This window comes from Amycolatopsis sp. NPDC114503, from assembly GCF_055633655.1.
In genome coordinates, this window is record NZ_JBVKDT010000006.1 from 39,631 (window position 1) to 54,330 (window position 14,700).

Consider the following 14,700-nt stretch of genomic DNA (forward strand, 5'->3'; position numbering starts at 1 on the left):
CGTCCCCCGAAACCCTCACTGCCACCCGTTCTCCAACAGGTCGAACGCCACATCCACCACCTGGGGCGGGTCGTCCGACCGGTCGGCCAGCGAAGCCGTCTCCAGCGCGAAATGCGCCAGCACCGCACACCGCGGATCCCCCTCCGGCGCACCGGTTTCCGTCGCGATCACCCGGCTCAGCGTGTGCTCGTGGCCCATCCACATCTTGTGCCAGTACTCGGCGAGCGCGGGCGTCTCCCGCACCATCCGCAGCAGCGGTTCGGCCTCCGCGCGGATGCCGGAGGTCGCCCGGACGTGCATGTGCGCACGGAGCGCCTCCAGCACCGACATGCCCTCCGGGCGGTCCCGCACCGCCGAGACCAGCGCCTCGTCGATCTCCGGCTCCCGGTCGAAGACAAGAGCTTCCTTGGTCGGGAAATGCTTCATCAGTGTGGTGGTGGACACGTCGGCGGCGTCGGCGATCTCGCGAACGGTCACCTGGTCGTAGCCGCGCTCCAGGAACATCCGCAGGGCGGCGTCGGCCAGCGCCTGGCGGGTCGCCGCCTTCTTGCGTTCACGACGGCCGGGAACGGGGGCACTGGTCATGCCCCGACGCTACCCGAAGCGCCGCAACCGCTTAAGCGACACGACACCGCCCGAATCAGAGCCCGTAAGCCTCCAGCAGCCGCAGCCACACCTCGCTGATCGTCGGGAACGCGGGGACGGCGTGCCACAGACGGTCCAGCGGCACCTCGCCTACGACGGCGATCGTCGCCGAGTGCAGCAGTTCCGCCACGTCCTGGCCGACGAACGTGACACCCAGCACGACGCCGCGTTCGGTGTCCACGACCATCCGCGCTTTGCCCTGGTACCCATCGGCGTGCAGGGAGGAACCGGCGACCGCGATGTCGATGTCCACGACCCGGTCCGCGGATCCGTCGCGCGCCTCGGTGAGGCCGACCGACGTCACCTCCGGATCGGTGAACACCACCTGCGGCACCGCGTGATGGTCGGCGGTCGCGCTGTAGCGGCTCCACGGTTCGGTCGAGATCTCCTCGCCGCGAGCACGGGCGGCGACTGAGTCGCCGACGACGCGGGCGGCGTATTTCCCCTGGTGGGTCAGCAAAGCGCGGCCGGTGACGTCGCCCGCGGCGTACAGCCAGCCACCCTCCACAGCGGACACCCGGCCGCTTTCGTCGACCTGGAGCGGACCGTTAGCGGGCAGGCCGAGCACGTCCAGACCGATGGTGCTGGTCGCGGGCGCACGACCGGTGGCGACCAGCAGTTCGTCGACCACGATCTCGTCGCCGCCAGCCAGTTTCAGCCGCGTCCCACCGTCCACAACGGACACTTCGCTCAGCCCGGAGTTCTGGTGCACGCGGACGCCTGCCTCGCGCAACCCGTCCAGCACGAGGTCGCCGGCGAACTCCGGCAGCCGCGGCAACGGGCGGTCGCCAGTGATCACGAGGTCGACCTGCGCGCCGAGCCGGGCCCACGCCTGCGCCATCTCGACGCCGACCACGCCGCCGCCGAGCACGCCGAGCCGTCCGGGCACCTCGGTCGCCGACGTCGCTTCCCGCGAACCCCACGGTTTGATGGTGTCCAGTCCCAGAATCCGCGGCGTGCGCGGGACGCTGCCGGTGCACACGATCACCGCGTGCCGGGCGGAGAAAACACGGCCGTCGTCGAGAGTGACTTCGCGCTCACCGGTGATCCGGCCGTAGCCGCGCACGGGTTCGATGCCCGCGCCGCGCGCCCATTCGACCTGGCCGGAGTCGTCGCCCTTGCCGGTGAACCAGTCGCGGCGCGCGAGCACCTTCTCCGGATCCAGCGCGCCGCCGATCGGCACGCCGGGCATCCGTTTGGCCGCGGCGAGCAGATTTCCCGGGCGCAGCAACGCCTTGCTCGGGATGCACGCCCAGTACGAACACTCCCCGCCGAACCGTTCGTGTTCGACGAGCGCCACCTTCAGCCCGCACATGGCGGCCCGTTCGGCGGCCACTTCCCCGACCGGACCCGCCCCGATGACCACGACGTCGAAAGTCTCTGCTGCCATGCGCACAGCGCACACCACCGCGCAGGTTCGCGCAAGCCTGCCGGTATTCTCGTGAGAGAGCTGCAAGAAACCGGCGGCACCGCGGAATTCTGGGTCGTCGCCGTGCCGGTTGCACGCACGACCACGATCGAGCACGGGAGGCTCCCATGGCGAGGAACACCGCTGTCCGCACTCTGGACGACCTGACCGGCGGACGCGCGGCGGAAACCGTCGCGTTCGCACTGGACGGCACCGAATACGACATCGACCTCGGCACCCGCAACGCGGCCGCGCTGCGGCGATTGCTGGAGAAGTACGCGAAGGCCGGTCGCCGCACGGGCGGACGGAAGCTTCGGCCGCGGCTGATCGCGGAGGCGGCGAAGGCTGGAGCGAAGCCGGTGGCGGAGAAGACCGCCGCGGCGGGCAAGGGTCCGAAAGCCGTTGCTGGCAAGAAGACCGCGGCCGCCGGTGCCGCGAAGACCACGGCGAAGACTGCCCGAACGGGTGGCGCGACCGGGACGGTAAGCCGGACCGCGCGCAAGGCTCCGGCCAAGGCCGCGGCGGCCAAGCCGACGAAGGCCGCCGCGACCAAGTCGGCTGAGGCCGCCGCAGCCAAGACGCCTGCCAAGACCGCGAAGGCTGCCGCAGTCAAGACGCCCGCTGCCAAGACCGCGAAGCCTGCCGCGGCCAAGACGTCCGCTGCCAAGACGACGAAGGCCACTGCGGTCAAGGCCCCGGCCAGCAAGACGGCGAAGACCGCGACGGTCAAGGCATCCGCACCCGCGAAGACGGCGCCCGCGCAGGCAGCCCCGGCGAAAACCGCCGCCCCGGCCAAGTCCGCGACGGTCAAGACAACCGCGCCCGCGAAGGCGACCCCGGCAAAGACCGCCGCTCCGGCACCCGCGAAGGCAGCCCCGGCAAAGACCGCCGCTCCGGCACCGGTCAAGGCAGCCGCCAAGCCGCGCCGCCGTACGGCCAGCGAAGTGCCGCCGGTGCTGTTCTCCTCCTCCGCCAACTGATCCGTCCGTGAAGGGCTCCTTGAGGGAATCTGATTCCCTCAAGGAGCCCTTCACGGCATCCGGCCCAGAACTGGCTGCCGCGCAAGGCGATTACGAACGCTGGCGTCCCTCGGCATGCCAGTCCGGGAATTCGTAGCGGCTCCACAGCAATGACCGCTGCCGCTCCAGCTCCCCCGCCGTCGGTTCGCGCGGCGGAAGCGGGCCGAGCAGTCCCGCCGCGGCCGCGCGGACGGTGTCTTCCACTTCCGGCAGCGGCAGCCGCACGCCGTGGTCGGCCAGGGACGCGACCTTGCTCCGGTGCGAATCCAGCGGCTTCGGATCCGGCGGCGGACCGGTGAGGTACGCGCCGACGCGGGCGGCGTCGGTGTCGACCAGCAGCGTCGAATGCGCCAGCAGCACGTCTTTGGTCCGGAACACCGCGAAGCCGCACAGCTTCGCGTCGCCGACGAAGATCCCGCGGTCGCCGATTCGGGCCGGGAGACCGAGTTTCTCCACCGCGGCGGACATCACCAGGCCGAGCATTTCCAGCGGACGGGGCGCGGGGCCGGGAAGCACGAGCGTCACGTTGAGATTGCCCGGGTCGTGGAACACCGTGCCGCCGCCGCTGGCTCGTCGCAGCACCGGGACGCCGTCGCGAGCGCATTCGTCGACGCGGACTTCGCGGGCGATCCGCTGACCGCGGCCGACCACGACGCACACCGGGTTCCGCCACAGCCACACCACCGGCCCCGCCGGACCCTCGCGCAGCAGTGCCTCGTCGAACGCCAGGTTTTCGGCTGGGTCGGTGAATTCGGCTCGGACTTCCGACCCGCTCGGCATAGCGTTCCTCCACGATCTGCTGGACTTCGGGATCGTAGAGCAGGCTCAGGACGCGGCCGGGCCGAGCAGGTCCCAGCGGTTGCCCGCGATGTCGCGAAACACGACGACCTGGCCGTACGGCTCGGTCCGCGGTTCGCCGAGGAACTCGACCCCGGCGTCGCGCATCCGCTGGTAGCTGGCCAGGAAGTCGTCCGCGCGCAGGAAAAACCCGACGCGGCCGGCGTGCTGGTCGCCGACCGCGCGGGACTGCCGGTCGCCGTCGGCCTTGGCGAGCAGGATGCCGGTCTCGCCGCCGGGCGGGCGGACGACGACCCATCGCTTGGGGCGGCCGTCGTTGGTGAGCGACGGCGAATCCTCGGCGAGGTCGAAGCCGAGGGCGCGGGTGAAGAAGTCGATTGCCTCGTCGTAGTCGTCGACGATGATCGCGGTCAGCTGCAGGAAGGCCATGCCGCTAAGGCTGCCAGTGCGGCACGCCGAGCAGGATCATCCGGAGCCGTTTTTCCGCCGCGACCAAGGTCCGCTCGTCGGCGGCGGTGTCGCCGGGGCGGATGTCCAGCAGCTCCGCGACCGTGCCGAGCATCGCGGTGACGATGAGGTCGGCCAGCAGGTGCAGGTCCTCGGTGGGCCAGGTGCGCAGAGGATCGAAACGCACCAGGTCCAGAGCCAGGTCGCTGGAGAACATCCGCATCTCGACCGCGATCGCCCGGGACACCGCGCCGGCGCCGGCGTAGCGCTCGCGCGTGACGAACCGGAAGTGGTCCTCGTGCTCGCGGACGTGCCGGTGCAGCGTGTGAACCGAAGCCCGGATCATGCCGCCGTAACCGCGCTGCTCGGTGCGCGCGCCGCGAAGCATGCCGCGCAGCGTGCGCGTGGTCTCCTCGACGAGCGCGACGCCCAGCTCCTCCATCGACGAGAAATGCCGGTAGAACGCCGTCGGCACGATGCCCGCGCCCTTCGCGACCTCGCGCAGCGAAAGGCTGGCGAAACTCCGGTCGGCAAGCAGGTCGAGCGCCGCGTCGAGCAGCGCCTGACGGGTGCGCTGTTTGCGCTCCTGCCGGCTCACCGGGCCGGCCGGCTCCTCGGCTGCTGACACGTCGAGCAGCGTACTGGCGATCGCCGCATGGCCCACGTCACATCACCTCGCTTCCGCGTTGACAGGCCCCCCGGCCTTGCCCCCACACTAGTCAGTGTACGACTGTGCACTCAACTTCTGGAGGGGTGATGACCGCACTGCTCCCGCGCCGCGTGCGCGGACTCGTCTCGCTCGCCGAGGCGCTGCTCACCCCGCACGGCGCGGACCGGTACCTCGAACTGGTCGACCCGATGCTGGTGCGCCGCGAGATCCGCGGCCGCGTCACCGCCGTGCGGCATCAGACGCCGGACACCGTCACCTTCACGGTGCGGCCGAGCCGGGCGTGGCAGGGCTTCCGCGCCGGGCAGTACGTGCGGATGCAGGTGGAGATCGACGGCGTCCGCCGGACCCGCTGCTACTCGCCGTGCGGCACGCAGGGCAGCGACGACCTGGAGTTCACCGTGAAGGCCGACCCGAACGGGCTGGTGTCGCGGCATCTGCAGGACACCGCCGTCGGCGCGGTGGTCGGGCTTTCGCCTGCGGATGGCGAATTCACCCTGCCGTCGCCGCGCCCGGACCGGATCGTGCTGATGAGCGGCGGCAGCGGGATCACGCCGGTGCTCGCGATGGCCCGCACGCTCGTCGCCGAGGGCCACCCCGGCGAGATCGTGTTCCTGCACTACTCGAACACCCCCGCGGACGCCCTTTACCGCGCCGAACTGGCCGAACTCGCCGCCCGGCACCCGGCGTTCCGAGTGGTCAACGCACACACCCACGCCCGCCGCGGCGGCGACCTGCACGGTCTGTTCTCCGTCACCCACCTGGAGAAGGCCGCACCGTGGTTCCGCGAGGCCGAGACGTTCCTCTGCGGCCCGGCTCCGCTGATGGCGGCCGCACGTGAACTCTTCGAGAACGAGGGATTGAGTGCACAACTGCACACCGAAGAGTTCACGGCAGCGCCGTTGACCTTCGACACCTCGGCCGCCGAGGGCCGGGTGCGCTTCGCCCGCAGCGGCCGGGAGTGCGACAACTCCGGCAAGCCGCTGCTCGAACAGGCCGAGGACGCGGGCCTGACGCCGGAACACGGGTGCCGGATGGGCATCTGCTTCTCCTGCACCCAGCTCAAAACCGCCGGACGCGTCCGCAACGCCCGCACCGGCGAGGTCTCCGGCGAGGAGAACGAAGAAATCCAGCTCTGCGTCAGCGTCCCCGTCGGGGACGTCGAAATCGACGCCTGACCACCGGAGGAAGCATCATGACGGGTCTGCAGGACCGCCTCACCCCCGCCCAGGTCGAGGAATTCGGCCGCGAACTCGACGCACTGCGCCAGCGGATCGTCGACGATCTCGGCGAGGAAGACGTCGAGTACATCCGCAAGATCATCAAAACCCAGCGCGCGCTGGAGGTGACCGGCCGCGGCCTGCTGTTCGCCGGCTTCCTGCCGCCCGCGTGGCTGGCGGGCGTCGCGGCGCTGTCGGCGGCGAAAATCCTCGACAACATGGAGATCGGCCACAACGTGATGCACGGCCAGTACGACTGGACGCGCATCCCGGAGCTGAGCTCGCAGCGTTTCGAATGGGACACCGTCGCGCCGGCGGAGAACTGGCGGCATTCGCACAACTACATCCACCACACGTACACGAACATCGTCGACAAGGACCGCGACGTCGGCTACGGAATCCTGCGAATGGACCCGGCGCAGAAGTGGCATCCGTACTACCTGGGCAACCCGGTGTACGCGACGCTGCTCGCGCTGCTGTTCCAGTGGGGCGTCATGCTGCACGACCTGGAGGTCGAGCGGGTCGTGAAGGGCGAGCGAACCTGGGCGGAGAACGTGCCGGTGCTGCGCCGGATCGTCCGCAAGGCCTCGCGCCAGATCGGCAAGGACTACGTCCTGTTCCCGCTGCTCACCGGCCCGCTCGCGCCGCTGACGCTGCTGGGCAACGCGAGCGCCAACCTGGTCCGCAACCTGTGGGCGTTCTCGATCATCTTCTGCGGCCACTTCCCGGCGGACGTCGAGAGCTTCACCGAGGAAGAGACCGAGAACGAAACGCGCGGCCAGTGGTACCTGCGCCAAATCCTGGGCTCCGCGAACATCACCGGCGGCCCGCTGTTCCACATTCTCTCGGGCAACCTGTCGCACCAGATCGAGCACCACCTGTTCCCGGACCTGCCCGCGCGCCGCTACCCGCAGATCGCCGGAGAAGTGCGCGAAATCTGCGAACGCTACGGCCTGCCCTACAACACCGGCCCCCTGCACAAGCAGCTGTGGTCGGTAGCGAAGAAAATCGCACGGCTGGCCCTTCCCGGAAAACCGGGCCCGGCCGCTACCGTGGACCCCGAACGGCAACTCCGAGCAGCCTGAGGAAGCCCATGGTCGGCCCATTCGAAAGTGGCAAGGACACCGTGCAGGAGCTGACGGAGTCCGCAGCCAACCACATCGGCAAAATCGCCACGATCATCACCGGCGCGGTCCGCGACATAGCCCGCGAAACGGGCGACTGGTTCACGGACGTAATCGAAATGCGCGAAGCGGCCCAACGCGCGAAGGAAGACGAAGCCCGTCTGGACAAGACCCCCGAGGCAGACTGACCCACGCCTCGTCTTGCCCTGACCGGGCGATCTGTGAGGGCCACCCTCACAGACGCTGAGTCCCTCAGGGTTCCCCTCACGACCAACGCAAGTCCGTGAGGGGAACCCTGAGGGACTTTGTTTTTGTCAGGCCCCCTTCACGACCTGCGCCATCGCCACATCGGATGCCAGCCGCCACCGCAAACCCGCCGCGACCCAGGCACCCAAGCCACGCCCCCACCACCCAACCGCACCTCGCGCACCCAACTCGCCACCCCACCAGACCCCCGCGCACCCACCTGCCCAACCGCAGCCCGCGCACCCAACTCACCAGGGCACCCAGCCCCGCGCCCCCACTTGCCCAACCGCAGCCCGCGCACCCAGCTCACCAACCCACCAGAGCCCGCGCCCCCACCTGCCCAACCGCAACCCGCGCACACAAACCCACCAACGCACCCACACCACCCCCGCACCCCGATACGAAGCCAAAAATGCGGACGGCGGGTGCTTGTCAAGGCATCTTTCCCGCCTTGACAAGCACCCGCCGTCCGTCATCACAATGAGCTTCGGGGTGCCCCAGCCCACCCACGCGCAATGTCGCCGCCAGGCGACGAGGTAGGGCTACCCCCCGCCCCACCCCACAGGCCACCCCCGTAGCCCCGCGCCCCCAACCCCGGCAAACTCAACCAAGTGACCCCCCAGCCACACCGCCGCCACCCCCTCAGCGGCCCCACCCCCCAGGTCACCCGCCTAACCCCCACCCTCCTCCGCCGCCTATGGCCCGCCACCACCCGCCAAGGCCTCTCCGAAGCCGCCTGGCTGGCCATCACCGGCCCTCTCCCCCTGCTCTCCGTAGTCCTCCTCCTCGCCGGAACAGCGATAGGCATCGCCCTCACCCCCGTCCTAGCCGGACTCCTCATCCTCACCGGCGTCCTCCGCACCGCGAGACTCCTCGGCAGCCTGCACAAAAGACTCGCCGCGAGATTCCTGAACCTCCCCCTCCCACCCCCGCCCAGAACCGACCTCGACCCCGGCCTCTGGAACTGGCTCACCGCCCGCCTCGGCGACCGGACAGCCTGGCGATCCGTCGCCTACCTCCTGGTCCGCCTCCCCTTCGGCCTCCTGGCCCTGATCGGCGCCGGAGCACTCGGCTTCTTCGGCCTGGCCTCCTTCACCTACCCGCTCACCTGGCTCCTCGCGACCAGCCCCGGCCGCGGCCACGGCCTGCCGGTCTTCAACATCCAGAGCTTCGAATGGCTGGGCTCCCTCGGCTGGTGCCTCCTCGGCATCGCCGTCCTGACCGTCTGGCCCGCCGTCGTCCACGTCCTCACCGAAGTCGACCGCCTCCTCCTCCGCACCCTGGCAGGCGACCCAGGCCTCCTCGAACGAGTCCGCTTCCTCGAAGAAACCCGCGCCACCGCCCTGGACGAAGCAGCGGAACAACTCCGCCGCATCGAACGCGATCTCCACGACGGCGCCCAAGCCCAGCTGGTCGCCATGGCGATGAAACTCGGTCTGGCAAAAGAAGAACTAGCCGCCGACACCGTCAACCTCGACCAGATCCGCACCCTGGTCGACACCGCCCACAGCAACGCCAAACAAGCCCTCATCGAACTCCGCGACCTGGCCCGCGGCATCCACCCCGCAGCGCTGGACAAAGGCCTGAGCCTCGCACTGTCCACATTGGCCAGCTCAGCCGACTTTTCCGCGACAGTCTCAGTGGAACTGAGCCGCCGCCCGCCCCCTTCGCTGGAGACAATCGTCTACTTCGCCGCCGCCGAACTCATGACCAACGCGTCAAAACACGGCACCGGACGATGCACCGTCTTGGTCGAAGACCACGAAGACGTACTCCGGCTGACTGTCAGCGACCACGGCCCCGGCGGTGCCGCGATCATCCCCGGAGGCGGCCTGTCCGGAATCGCCGAACGACTCCGGCCTGTCGACGGCGAGCTGACCGTGTCGAGCCCGGACGGCGGCCCGACCGTAGTCACCGCGACGCTCCCGCTGCCCCGCTAAGCTCGGTGAAATGAGGGGGAAATCGTGCGGATCGTGATCGCGGAGGACTCGGCAATCCTGCGCCAGGGCCTGGCCGAACTCCTGGGCTTGCGCGGCCACGAGGTAGTCGCGGCGGTGAAGAACGCCGACGACCTCCGGACAGCCGTCCGCGAGCACCGGCCCGATGTGTCCATTGTGGACATACGGATGCCGCCGACCCACACCGACGAAGGCCTGCGCGCGGCGATAGACCTCCGCGCCGAACGGCCCGGCTGCGCGATCCTCGTGTTCTCGCAGTACGTCGAAACCAACTACGCCAAGCAGCTCCTCGCCGGAGAAGCAGGCGCGGTCGGCTACCTGCTGAAGGACCGAGTCGCCGAGGTGTCGGACTTCCTCACCGCGCTGGAACGTGTCGCCGACGGAGAGACGGTGCTCGATCCGGAAGTCGTCCGCCAGCTGTTCGCGACCACCGGCCAATCCGGTCCGCTCGCCGAGCTGACGCCCCGCGAACGCGAGATCCTCGGGCTGATGGCGCAAGGCCGGTCGAACTCCGCGATCGCGGCCGAGGCGTTCCTGTCGGCGGGCTCGGTCGAGAAGTACGTGACGAGCATCTTCGGCAAACTCGGCCTGCCGCCGTCGGACGGGCACAACCGGCGCGTCCTCGCCGTGCTCCGCTATCTCGATTCCTGACGCCTACCCTGACGGCATGTACTCCACCGAGATCGAGGTGCACACCGGCAACACCGCCGTCGTGCACAACCTGACCCGGGAGGCCGAGAGGTTCCTGCGCGACGCCGACGCCACCGACGGCCTGCTGCACGTGTGGGTGCCGCACGCGACGGCCGGGCTCGCGGTGCTGGAAACCGGCGCGGGCAGCGACGACGACCTCCTCTCCGCGCTCGACGACCTGCTCCCCCGCGACAACCGCTGGCGCCACCAGCACGGCACCGGCGGACACGGCCGCGACCACGTGCTCCCGGCGTTCCTCCCGCCGTACGCGACCGTGCCGGTGCTCGGCGGCGTGCTGCTGCTCGGCACCTGGCAGTCGGTCTGCCTGGTGGACACCAACGTCGACAACCCCGTCCGCCGGGTCCGCTTCAGCTACCTCACCGGCTGATCCCGCCGTAGCATCGCGGACGTGACAGCCATTCGCGCGCACCGGCTGGTGCTCTGGGACATCGACCACACGCTCGTCGACTACACCGGGCTCGGCATCGGCTGGTACGGCTCGGCGCTGGCCGCGGCGACCGGCGCGGAGTTCCGTGCCTACCCGGATTTCGGCGGCCGGACCGAACGCGCGATCACCGCCGACGTGCTGAGGATGCACGGGATCGAACCGGACGAGGAAACCATCCAGCGGATGTGGCGGGAGCTGACCGCGGCCGTCGAACGCGCCCGCGAAACGCTGCCCGAGGAAGGCCGGGCTCTCGAGGGCGCGGCGGCCGTGCTCGCCGATCTCGCCGGGACCGACGGGGTCGTGCAGACCCTCGTCACCGGAAACCTGCCGGAGATCTCGCGGCACAAGCTCGCCGCGCTCGGTCTCGACGAGCACCTCGATCTGGAGATCGGCGGCTACGGCTCGCTGTCGCCGAACCGCGCGGACCTCGTCCCGCACGCCGTCAAAGCCGCGGAAGCGAAGCACGGCAGGGAATTTCCCGCTGAATCCGTGGTGATTCTCGGCGATACTCCGAATGACATCGAGGCAGCGCTCGATTACGGCGCGATGGCGATCGGCGTTGCCACTGGCCGGTTTTCCGCCGGACAGCTGGCCGAAGCCGGCGCGCATCTGGTTTTGCCGGACCTCGCCGATCTGTCCGCGGTCCGCGCGGCGGTGCTCGGACTGCCCTGAGGCAAGCGACCGGGATCACTCGTTCGGACGACTTTGCCGTCAACCCCTGTTCTGGGCCGGCTACGCCTCTCATTGGCCGAATGCCAGCCTATTTTCCCTGATCAGCGCGTTGCTCTAGGCCGAAGGTCAGTCTTGGGACCAGGGTCGGGTCCCCCTGGGGTAGCAGTCCCTTAGGGGGAGAAGTAGGTCCGACGGCCGATGACCGCTTAAGATCGCCGCGCCAGACTTCTCCCATGACGATCGCACAGGGGGGAACCGGCCTCGTGGCCGGAGAGGCACGCGGACGGCTAGCGGTGCTGTGGAACCGGATTCCGTTCACGACGACCGTCGTGCTCGCGATCATGATCGTCGGGGTCGCGACTGGCTCGCTCTGGCACGCCGCCGAGCACCAGCACGCTTTCCACTACTACGCCTACGGCCTCCCGTCGCTTGAGCACGGCCGCTGGTGGACGCTGTTCACCGGACCGTTCTACGCCCTGCGCCCGTGGTTCTACCTTCCGATGGCGGGAAGTTTCGCACTGATGGCCGGGTTCGCCGAATGGCACCTGGGCACCCGGCGCGCGATGGCGGTGACCATCGGCGGGCAACTGGTGTCGACGGTCGTCGCGGTGCAGTTCCTCGAACTCTCCCGCAACTCCGGCTGGGCCTGGGCCGACCGGATCTCCGGCACGCTCGACGTCGGCTTCTCCGGCGGTGCGCTCGCCGCGATCGCCATCACCAGTGCGACCCTGCGCACCCCGTGGCGGCTGCGGCTGCGAGCCGGGCTCTGCGTGTACGCCGGAGTAGCGATCGTCTATGTCGGCACGCTCGCCGATCTCGTGCATTTCTTCGCGCTCGTGCTCGCGCTGCCGCTGGGCCGGCGGCTCGCCGGGCCCGCCGCCCGCAACGCCAACAAGCCGTCGCTGCGCGAATGGCGGCTGCTCGCGTCGGCCGGATTGGTGCTCCTGGTCGTCGCCGAAGTGGTGATGTGGCTGGTCCCCGGCGACGGCCCGTTCGGCTCGTCCGACTCGATCTCCTTGTCCGGCAACGAACTTCTCCCGCTGTGCATCGTCGCGGTGCCGATCCTCAACGGGCTTCGCCGCGGTTCGCGGTTCGCCTGGCGGTGCGCGATCGCGCTGTGCGTGCTCGCCGCGTCGCAGATGGCGGTGCTGGCCGGCCTCGTCGCGATCACGCAGCTGATCCGCGAGGACTACGACCTCAGCAGCCCGCCGCTGTTCATCGTGGACAATCTCTTGTGGACAGTCGAGCTGGTGTTGCTGATCTCGGCGCGGCGCGCGTTCCGCGTGCCCTCGCGGCGCAGGCGGCGCAAGCTGTTCCGCGGCGGGCCGGACCCGGCCTTCGCCCGGCTTCTGCTGGGCCGCAACGGCGGCAGCACCATCTCGTGGATGACGACCTGGCCGCAGAACACCTACTTCGTCGCCTCCGACGGCACGTCGTACCTGGCGTATCAGCGGCACGCCGGCGTGGCGGTGGCGCTCGGCGACCCGGTCGCGCCGGACGGGACGAGCGACCGCACGCTGCGGGAGTTCTCCGCGATGTGCGAGAACACCGGGCTCGTCCCGTGCGTGTTCTCGGCGACCACGGGAACCGTCGCGCAGACCGCGAAACTGGGCTGGCAGCAGGTCCAGGTCGCCGAGGACACCTTGGTGGACTTGGAAAATCTCGAATTCCGCGGCAAGGCCTGGCAGGACGTGCGGACCGCGCTGAACCGCGCGAAGAAGGACGGGATCGAGTTCCGGCTGGTGCGGCTGGCCGAACAGCCGTGGTCGATCCGCGAACAGGTGCGGGCGCTGTCCGAGGAATGGATCTGCGACAAGGGCCTTCCGGAGATGGGCTTCACGCTCGGCGGCGTCGACCAGGCGATGGACCCCGCGACGCGGGTCGGCCTCGCGGTCGACGCAGACGGCACGGTGCACGGCGTGACGTCGTGGCTGCCGGTGCACACCGGCGACGGCGAGGTCGGCGGCTGGACGCTCGACGTGATGCGCCGCCGCGCGGGCGGATTCCGGCCGGTGATGGAGTTCCTGATCGCCTCGACCTGCCTGGCGTTCCGCGAGGAGGGCGCGAAGTTCGTGTCGCTCTCGGGCGCGCCGCTGGTCCGCAGCAACGACAGCACGCCGCGGCAGATGGTCGACCGGATGCTGGACGCACTGGGCTCGATGATGGAGCCGTACTACGGATTCCGTTCCCTGCACGCGTTCAAGGCGAAGTTCCAGCCGCGGCACGAGCCGCTGTACCTCGCTTACCGCGACGAGGCCGATCTGCCGCGGATCGGGATCGCGCTGAGCCGCGCGTATCTGCCGAACGCCGGGCTGATGGACTTCGCGAAGCTGGCGCTGCGACGTCAGCGCGTGGTCGGCGGCGGCGTGGTCGTCGACCGGTCCGCGGCCGCGACGCCGCGGTAACTGTGCAGAATCCGGACGAGGTCGTCCCGGGTCGCGGAACCCGGGCGGCCTTGTTCGGAGTACGCGACCAGCACGGCCGACTTGTCGCCGGCTTTGAGCGCGAGCGCCCCGGCCAGCACGCTCGGCGGCTGGCACGGCGCGTTGCTCGGAGTCACCTCGGCGACTACGAGCGTGCCTTCGCGGCTTTCGTTCTCGATCTTGACTTCAGTCTTCTCCGGCGCACCAGGCGTCACCTTCGCGGCCGGAGCGCCTTCGCCGGTGTACGCGCTGATGCCCAGATCAGTGACGGCTTTGCGGGCGGCTTCGGCGGCGTCACCGGTCTTCTCGGTGGTGAAGCCCGCGCCGCCGACCTGGCCCACGGCGTCTTCCTTGCAGCTCCCCTTGCCGAGGAACGCGCTGGTGGTCAGGTTGATCCCGGACGATCCGGCGACCGGGTCCCAGCCGTGCAGCGTGGTCGGCGCCGGTTCCCAGGACGGCGGCACGTCGTAGGCGTAGCTGCCGTCTTTGCCCGCCACTGACTGCCATCCCGCGACCACCGGCGGCACGACGACCCTGGGGTCGGGCTGGTAGGTGCGCGGGGCGCGCGGAGTGTCGTCCGTGCTGGCGGAATGGTGACTCTTGGAGGAGAAAACGTTGTAGCCGAACACCCCGATCATGATGAGGATCGGGACCGCCTTCACCAGGCGGAGGTTGGTTGTGCGGGGCGTGGATCGGCGGAGCTGTGCCGGGGTGAGGGTCTGCCGCAGGGGGTCCTGCGGCGGAGTGTCCCGCGGCTGCGGGGCTGGTTCGGACGGCTGCGGGGCTGGTTCGGACGGCCGCGGCGCCGTTTTCTCGTACCCGGCGCTCGGGAACTTCGGCGCGTCAGACGGCTGGTACCCGCCGAAGCCGCTCAACGCGGCGTTGTCCTGGTACCCGCCGTCGTCGCGGCGTTTGCGTCCGAACCAGCCCACGGG

The 14,700-nt window shown here is 69.8% G+C and carries 15 protein-coding genes; 9 read left to right on the forward strand and 6 right to left on the reverse strand.

Annotated elements, in window-relative coordinates; all coding sequences use genetic code 11:
- Window positions 1-15 precede the first annotated feature (15 nt).
- Complete coding sequence (locus ACZ7OI_RS25585; RefSeq protein ID WP_470266713.1) at window positions 16-585, reverse strand: TetR/AcrR family transcriptional regulator; 570 nt, start codon at window positions 583-585, stop codon at window positions 16-18.
- A gap of 55 nt (window positions 586-640) precedes the next feature.
- Window positions 641-2,035, reverse strand: coding sequence for a dihydrolipoyl dehydrogenase family protein (locus ACZ7OI_RS25590; RefSeq protein WP_470266714.1), 1,395 nt, complete (start codon window positions 2,033-2,035; stop codon window positions 641-643).
- Between the two features lie 146 nt (window positions 2,036-2,181).
- Here ACZ7OI_RS25590 and ACZ7OI_RS25595 point away from each other — a divergent pair, with 146 nt between their 5' ends.
- Window positions 2,182-3,033 (forward strand): Lsr2 dimerization domain-containing protein, encoded by an 852-nt coding sequence (locus tag ACZ7OI_RS25595; RefSeq protein ID WP_470266715.1) that lies wholly within the window; start codon window positions 2,182-2,184, stop codon window positions 3,031-3,033.
- Window positions 3,034-3,123: 90 nt separating this feature from the next.
- Here the strand turns inward: ACZ7OI_RS25595 and ACZ7OI_RS25600 are convergent, their stop codons facing one another.
- The 3 genes from ACZ7OI_RS25600 to ACZ7OI_RS25610 are packed head-to-tail and all read right to left on the reverse strand — an operon-like array spanning window position 3,124 to window position 4,981.
- On the reverse strand, window positions 3,124-3,852 hold the full coding sequence (locus ACZ7OI_RS25600) for a lipoate--protein ligase family protein (protein WP_470266716.1): 729 nt from the start codon (window positions 3,850-3,852) through the stop codon (window positions 3,124-3,126).
- Between the two features lie 45 nt (window positions 3,853-3,897).
- The gene (locus ACZ7OI_RS25605; protein WP_470266717.1) at window positions 3,898-4,299 is read right to left on the reverse strand and encodes a VOC family protein; all 402 of its coding nucleotides are present in this window, start codon (window positions 4,297-4,299) and stop codon (window positions 3,898-3,900) included.
- 4 nt (window positions 4,300-4,303) lie between these two features.
- Complete coding sequence (locus ACZ7OI_RS25610; protein ID WP_470266718.1) at window positions 4,304-4,981, reverse strand: TetR family transcriptional regulator; 678 nt, start codon at window positions 4,979-4,981, stop codon at window positions 4,304-4,306.
- Between the two features lie 92 nt (window positions 4,982-5,073).
- Here ACZ7OI_RS25610 and ACZ7OI_RS25615 point away from each other — a divergent pair, with 92 nt between their 5' ends.
- The 8 genes from ACZ7OI_RS25615 (at window position 5,074) to ACZ7OI_RS25650 (ending at window position 13,747) form a co-directional block, all read left to right on the forward strand.
- Window positions 5,074-6,162 (forward strand): ferredoxin reductase, encoded by a 1,089-nt coding sequence (locus tag ACZ7OI_RS25615; RefSeq protein ID WP_470266719.1) that lies wholly within the window; start codon window positions 5,074-5,076, stop codon window positions 6,160-6,162.
- Window positions 6,163-6,179: 17 nt separating this feature from the next.
- The gene (locus ACZ7OI_RS25620; RefSeq protein WP_470266720.1) at window positions 6,180-7,289 is read left to right on the forward strand and encodes a fatty acid desaturase family protein; all 1,110 of its coding nucleotides are present in this window, start codon (window positions 6,180-6,182) and stop codon (window positions 7,287-7,289) included.
- A gap of 8 nt (window positions 7,290-7,297) precedes the next feature.
- Entirely contained in the window at window positions 7,298-7,516 is a 219-nt protein-coding gene (locus tag ACZ7OI_RS25625; protein ID WP_470266721.1) for a hypothetical protein, read from the forward strand.
- Window positions 7,517-8,185: 669 nt separating this feature from the next.
- Window positions 8,186-9,514 carry a sensor histidine kinase gene (locus ACZ7OI_RS25630; RefSeq protein ID WP_470266722.1) on the forward strand — a complete coding sequence of 443 codons (1,329 nt, stop codon included), beginning with the start codon at window positions 8,186-8,188 and terminating at the stop codon, window positions 9,512-9,514.
- A 24-nt stretch (window positions 9,515-9,538) separates the two neighbouring features.
- Window positions 9,539-10,183 carry a response regulator transcription factor gene (locus tag ACZ7OI_RS25635; protein ID WP_470266723.1) on the forward strand — a complete coding sequence of 215 codons (645 nt, stop codon included), beginning with the start codon at window positions 9,539-9,541 and terminating at the stop codon, window positions 10,181-10,183.
- Window positions 10,184-10,199: 16 nt separating this feature from the next.
- A complete protein-coding gene (locus tag ACZ7OI_RS25640; RefSeq protein WP_470266724.1) occupies window positions 10,200-10,610 on the forward strand; it encodes a YjbQ family protein in 411 nt (136 codons plus the stop codon).
- A 30-nt stretch (window positions 10,611-10,640) separates the two neighbouring features.
- On the forward strand, window positions 10,641-11,342 hold the full coding sequence (locus ACZ7OI_RS25645) for a haloacid dehalogenase-like hydrolase (RefSeq protein ID WP_470267151.1): 702 nt from the start codon (window positions 10,641-10,643) through the stop codon (window positions 11,340-11,342).
- Between the two features lie 233 nt (window positions 11,343-11,575).
- On the forward strand, window positions 11,576-13,747 hold the full coding sequence (locus ACZ7OI_RS25650) for a bifunctional lysylphosphatidylglycerol flippase/synthetase MprF (RefSeq protein ID WP_470266725.1): 2,172 nt from the start codon (window positions 11,576-11,578) through the stop codon (window positions 13,745-13,747).
- On the opposite strand, the gene ACZ7OI_RS25655 is transcribed toward ACZ7OI_RS25650, so the two are convergent.
- The gene (locus tag ACZ7OI_RS25655) at window positions 13,687-14,697 is read right to left on the reverse strand and encodes a DUF8017 domain-containing protein (RefSeq protein ID WP_470266726.1); all 1,011 of its coding nucleotides are present in this window, start codon (window positions 14,695-14,697) and stop codon (window positions 13,687-13,689) included. The two genes, ACZ7OI_RS25650 and ACZ7OI_RS25655, sit on opposite strands and share 61 nt — an antisense overlap.
- Window positions 14,698-14,700 lie beyond the last annotated feature (3 nt).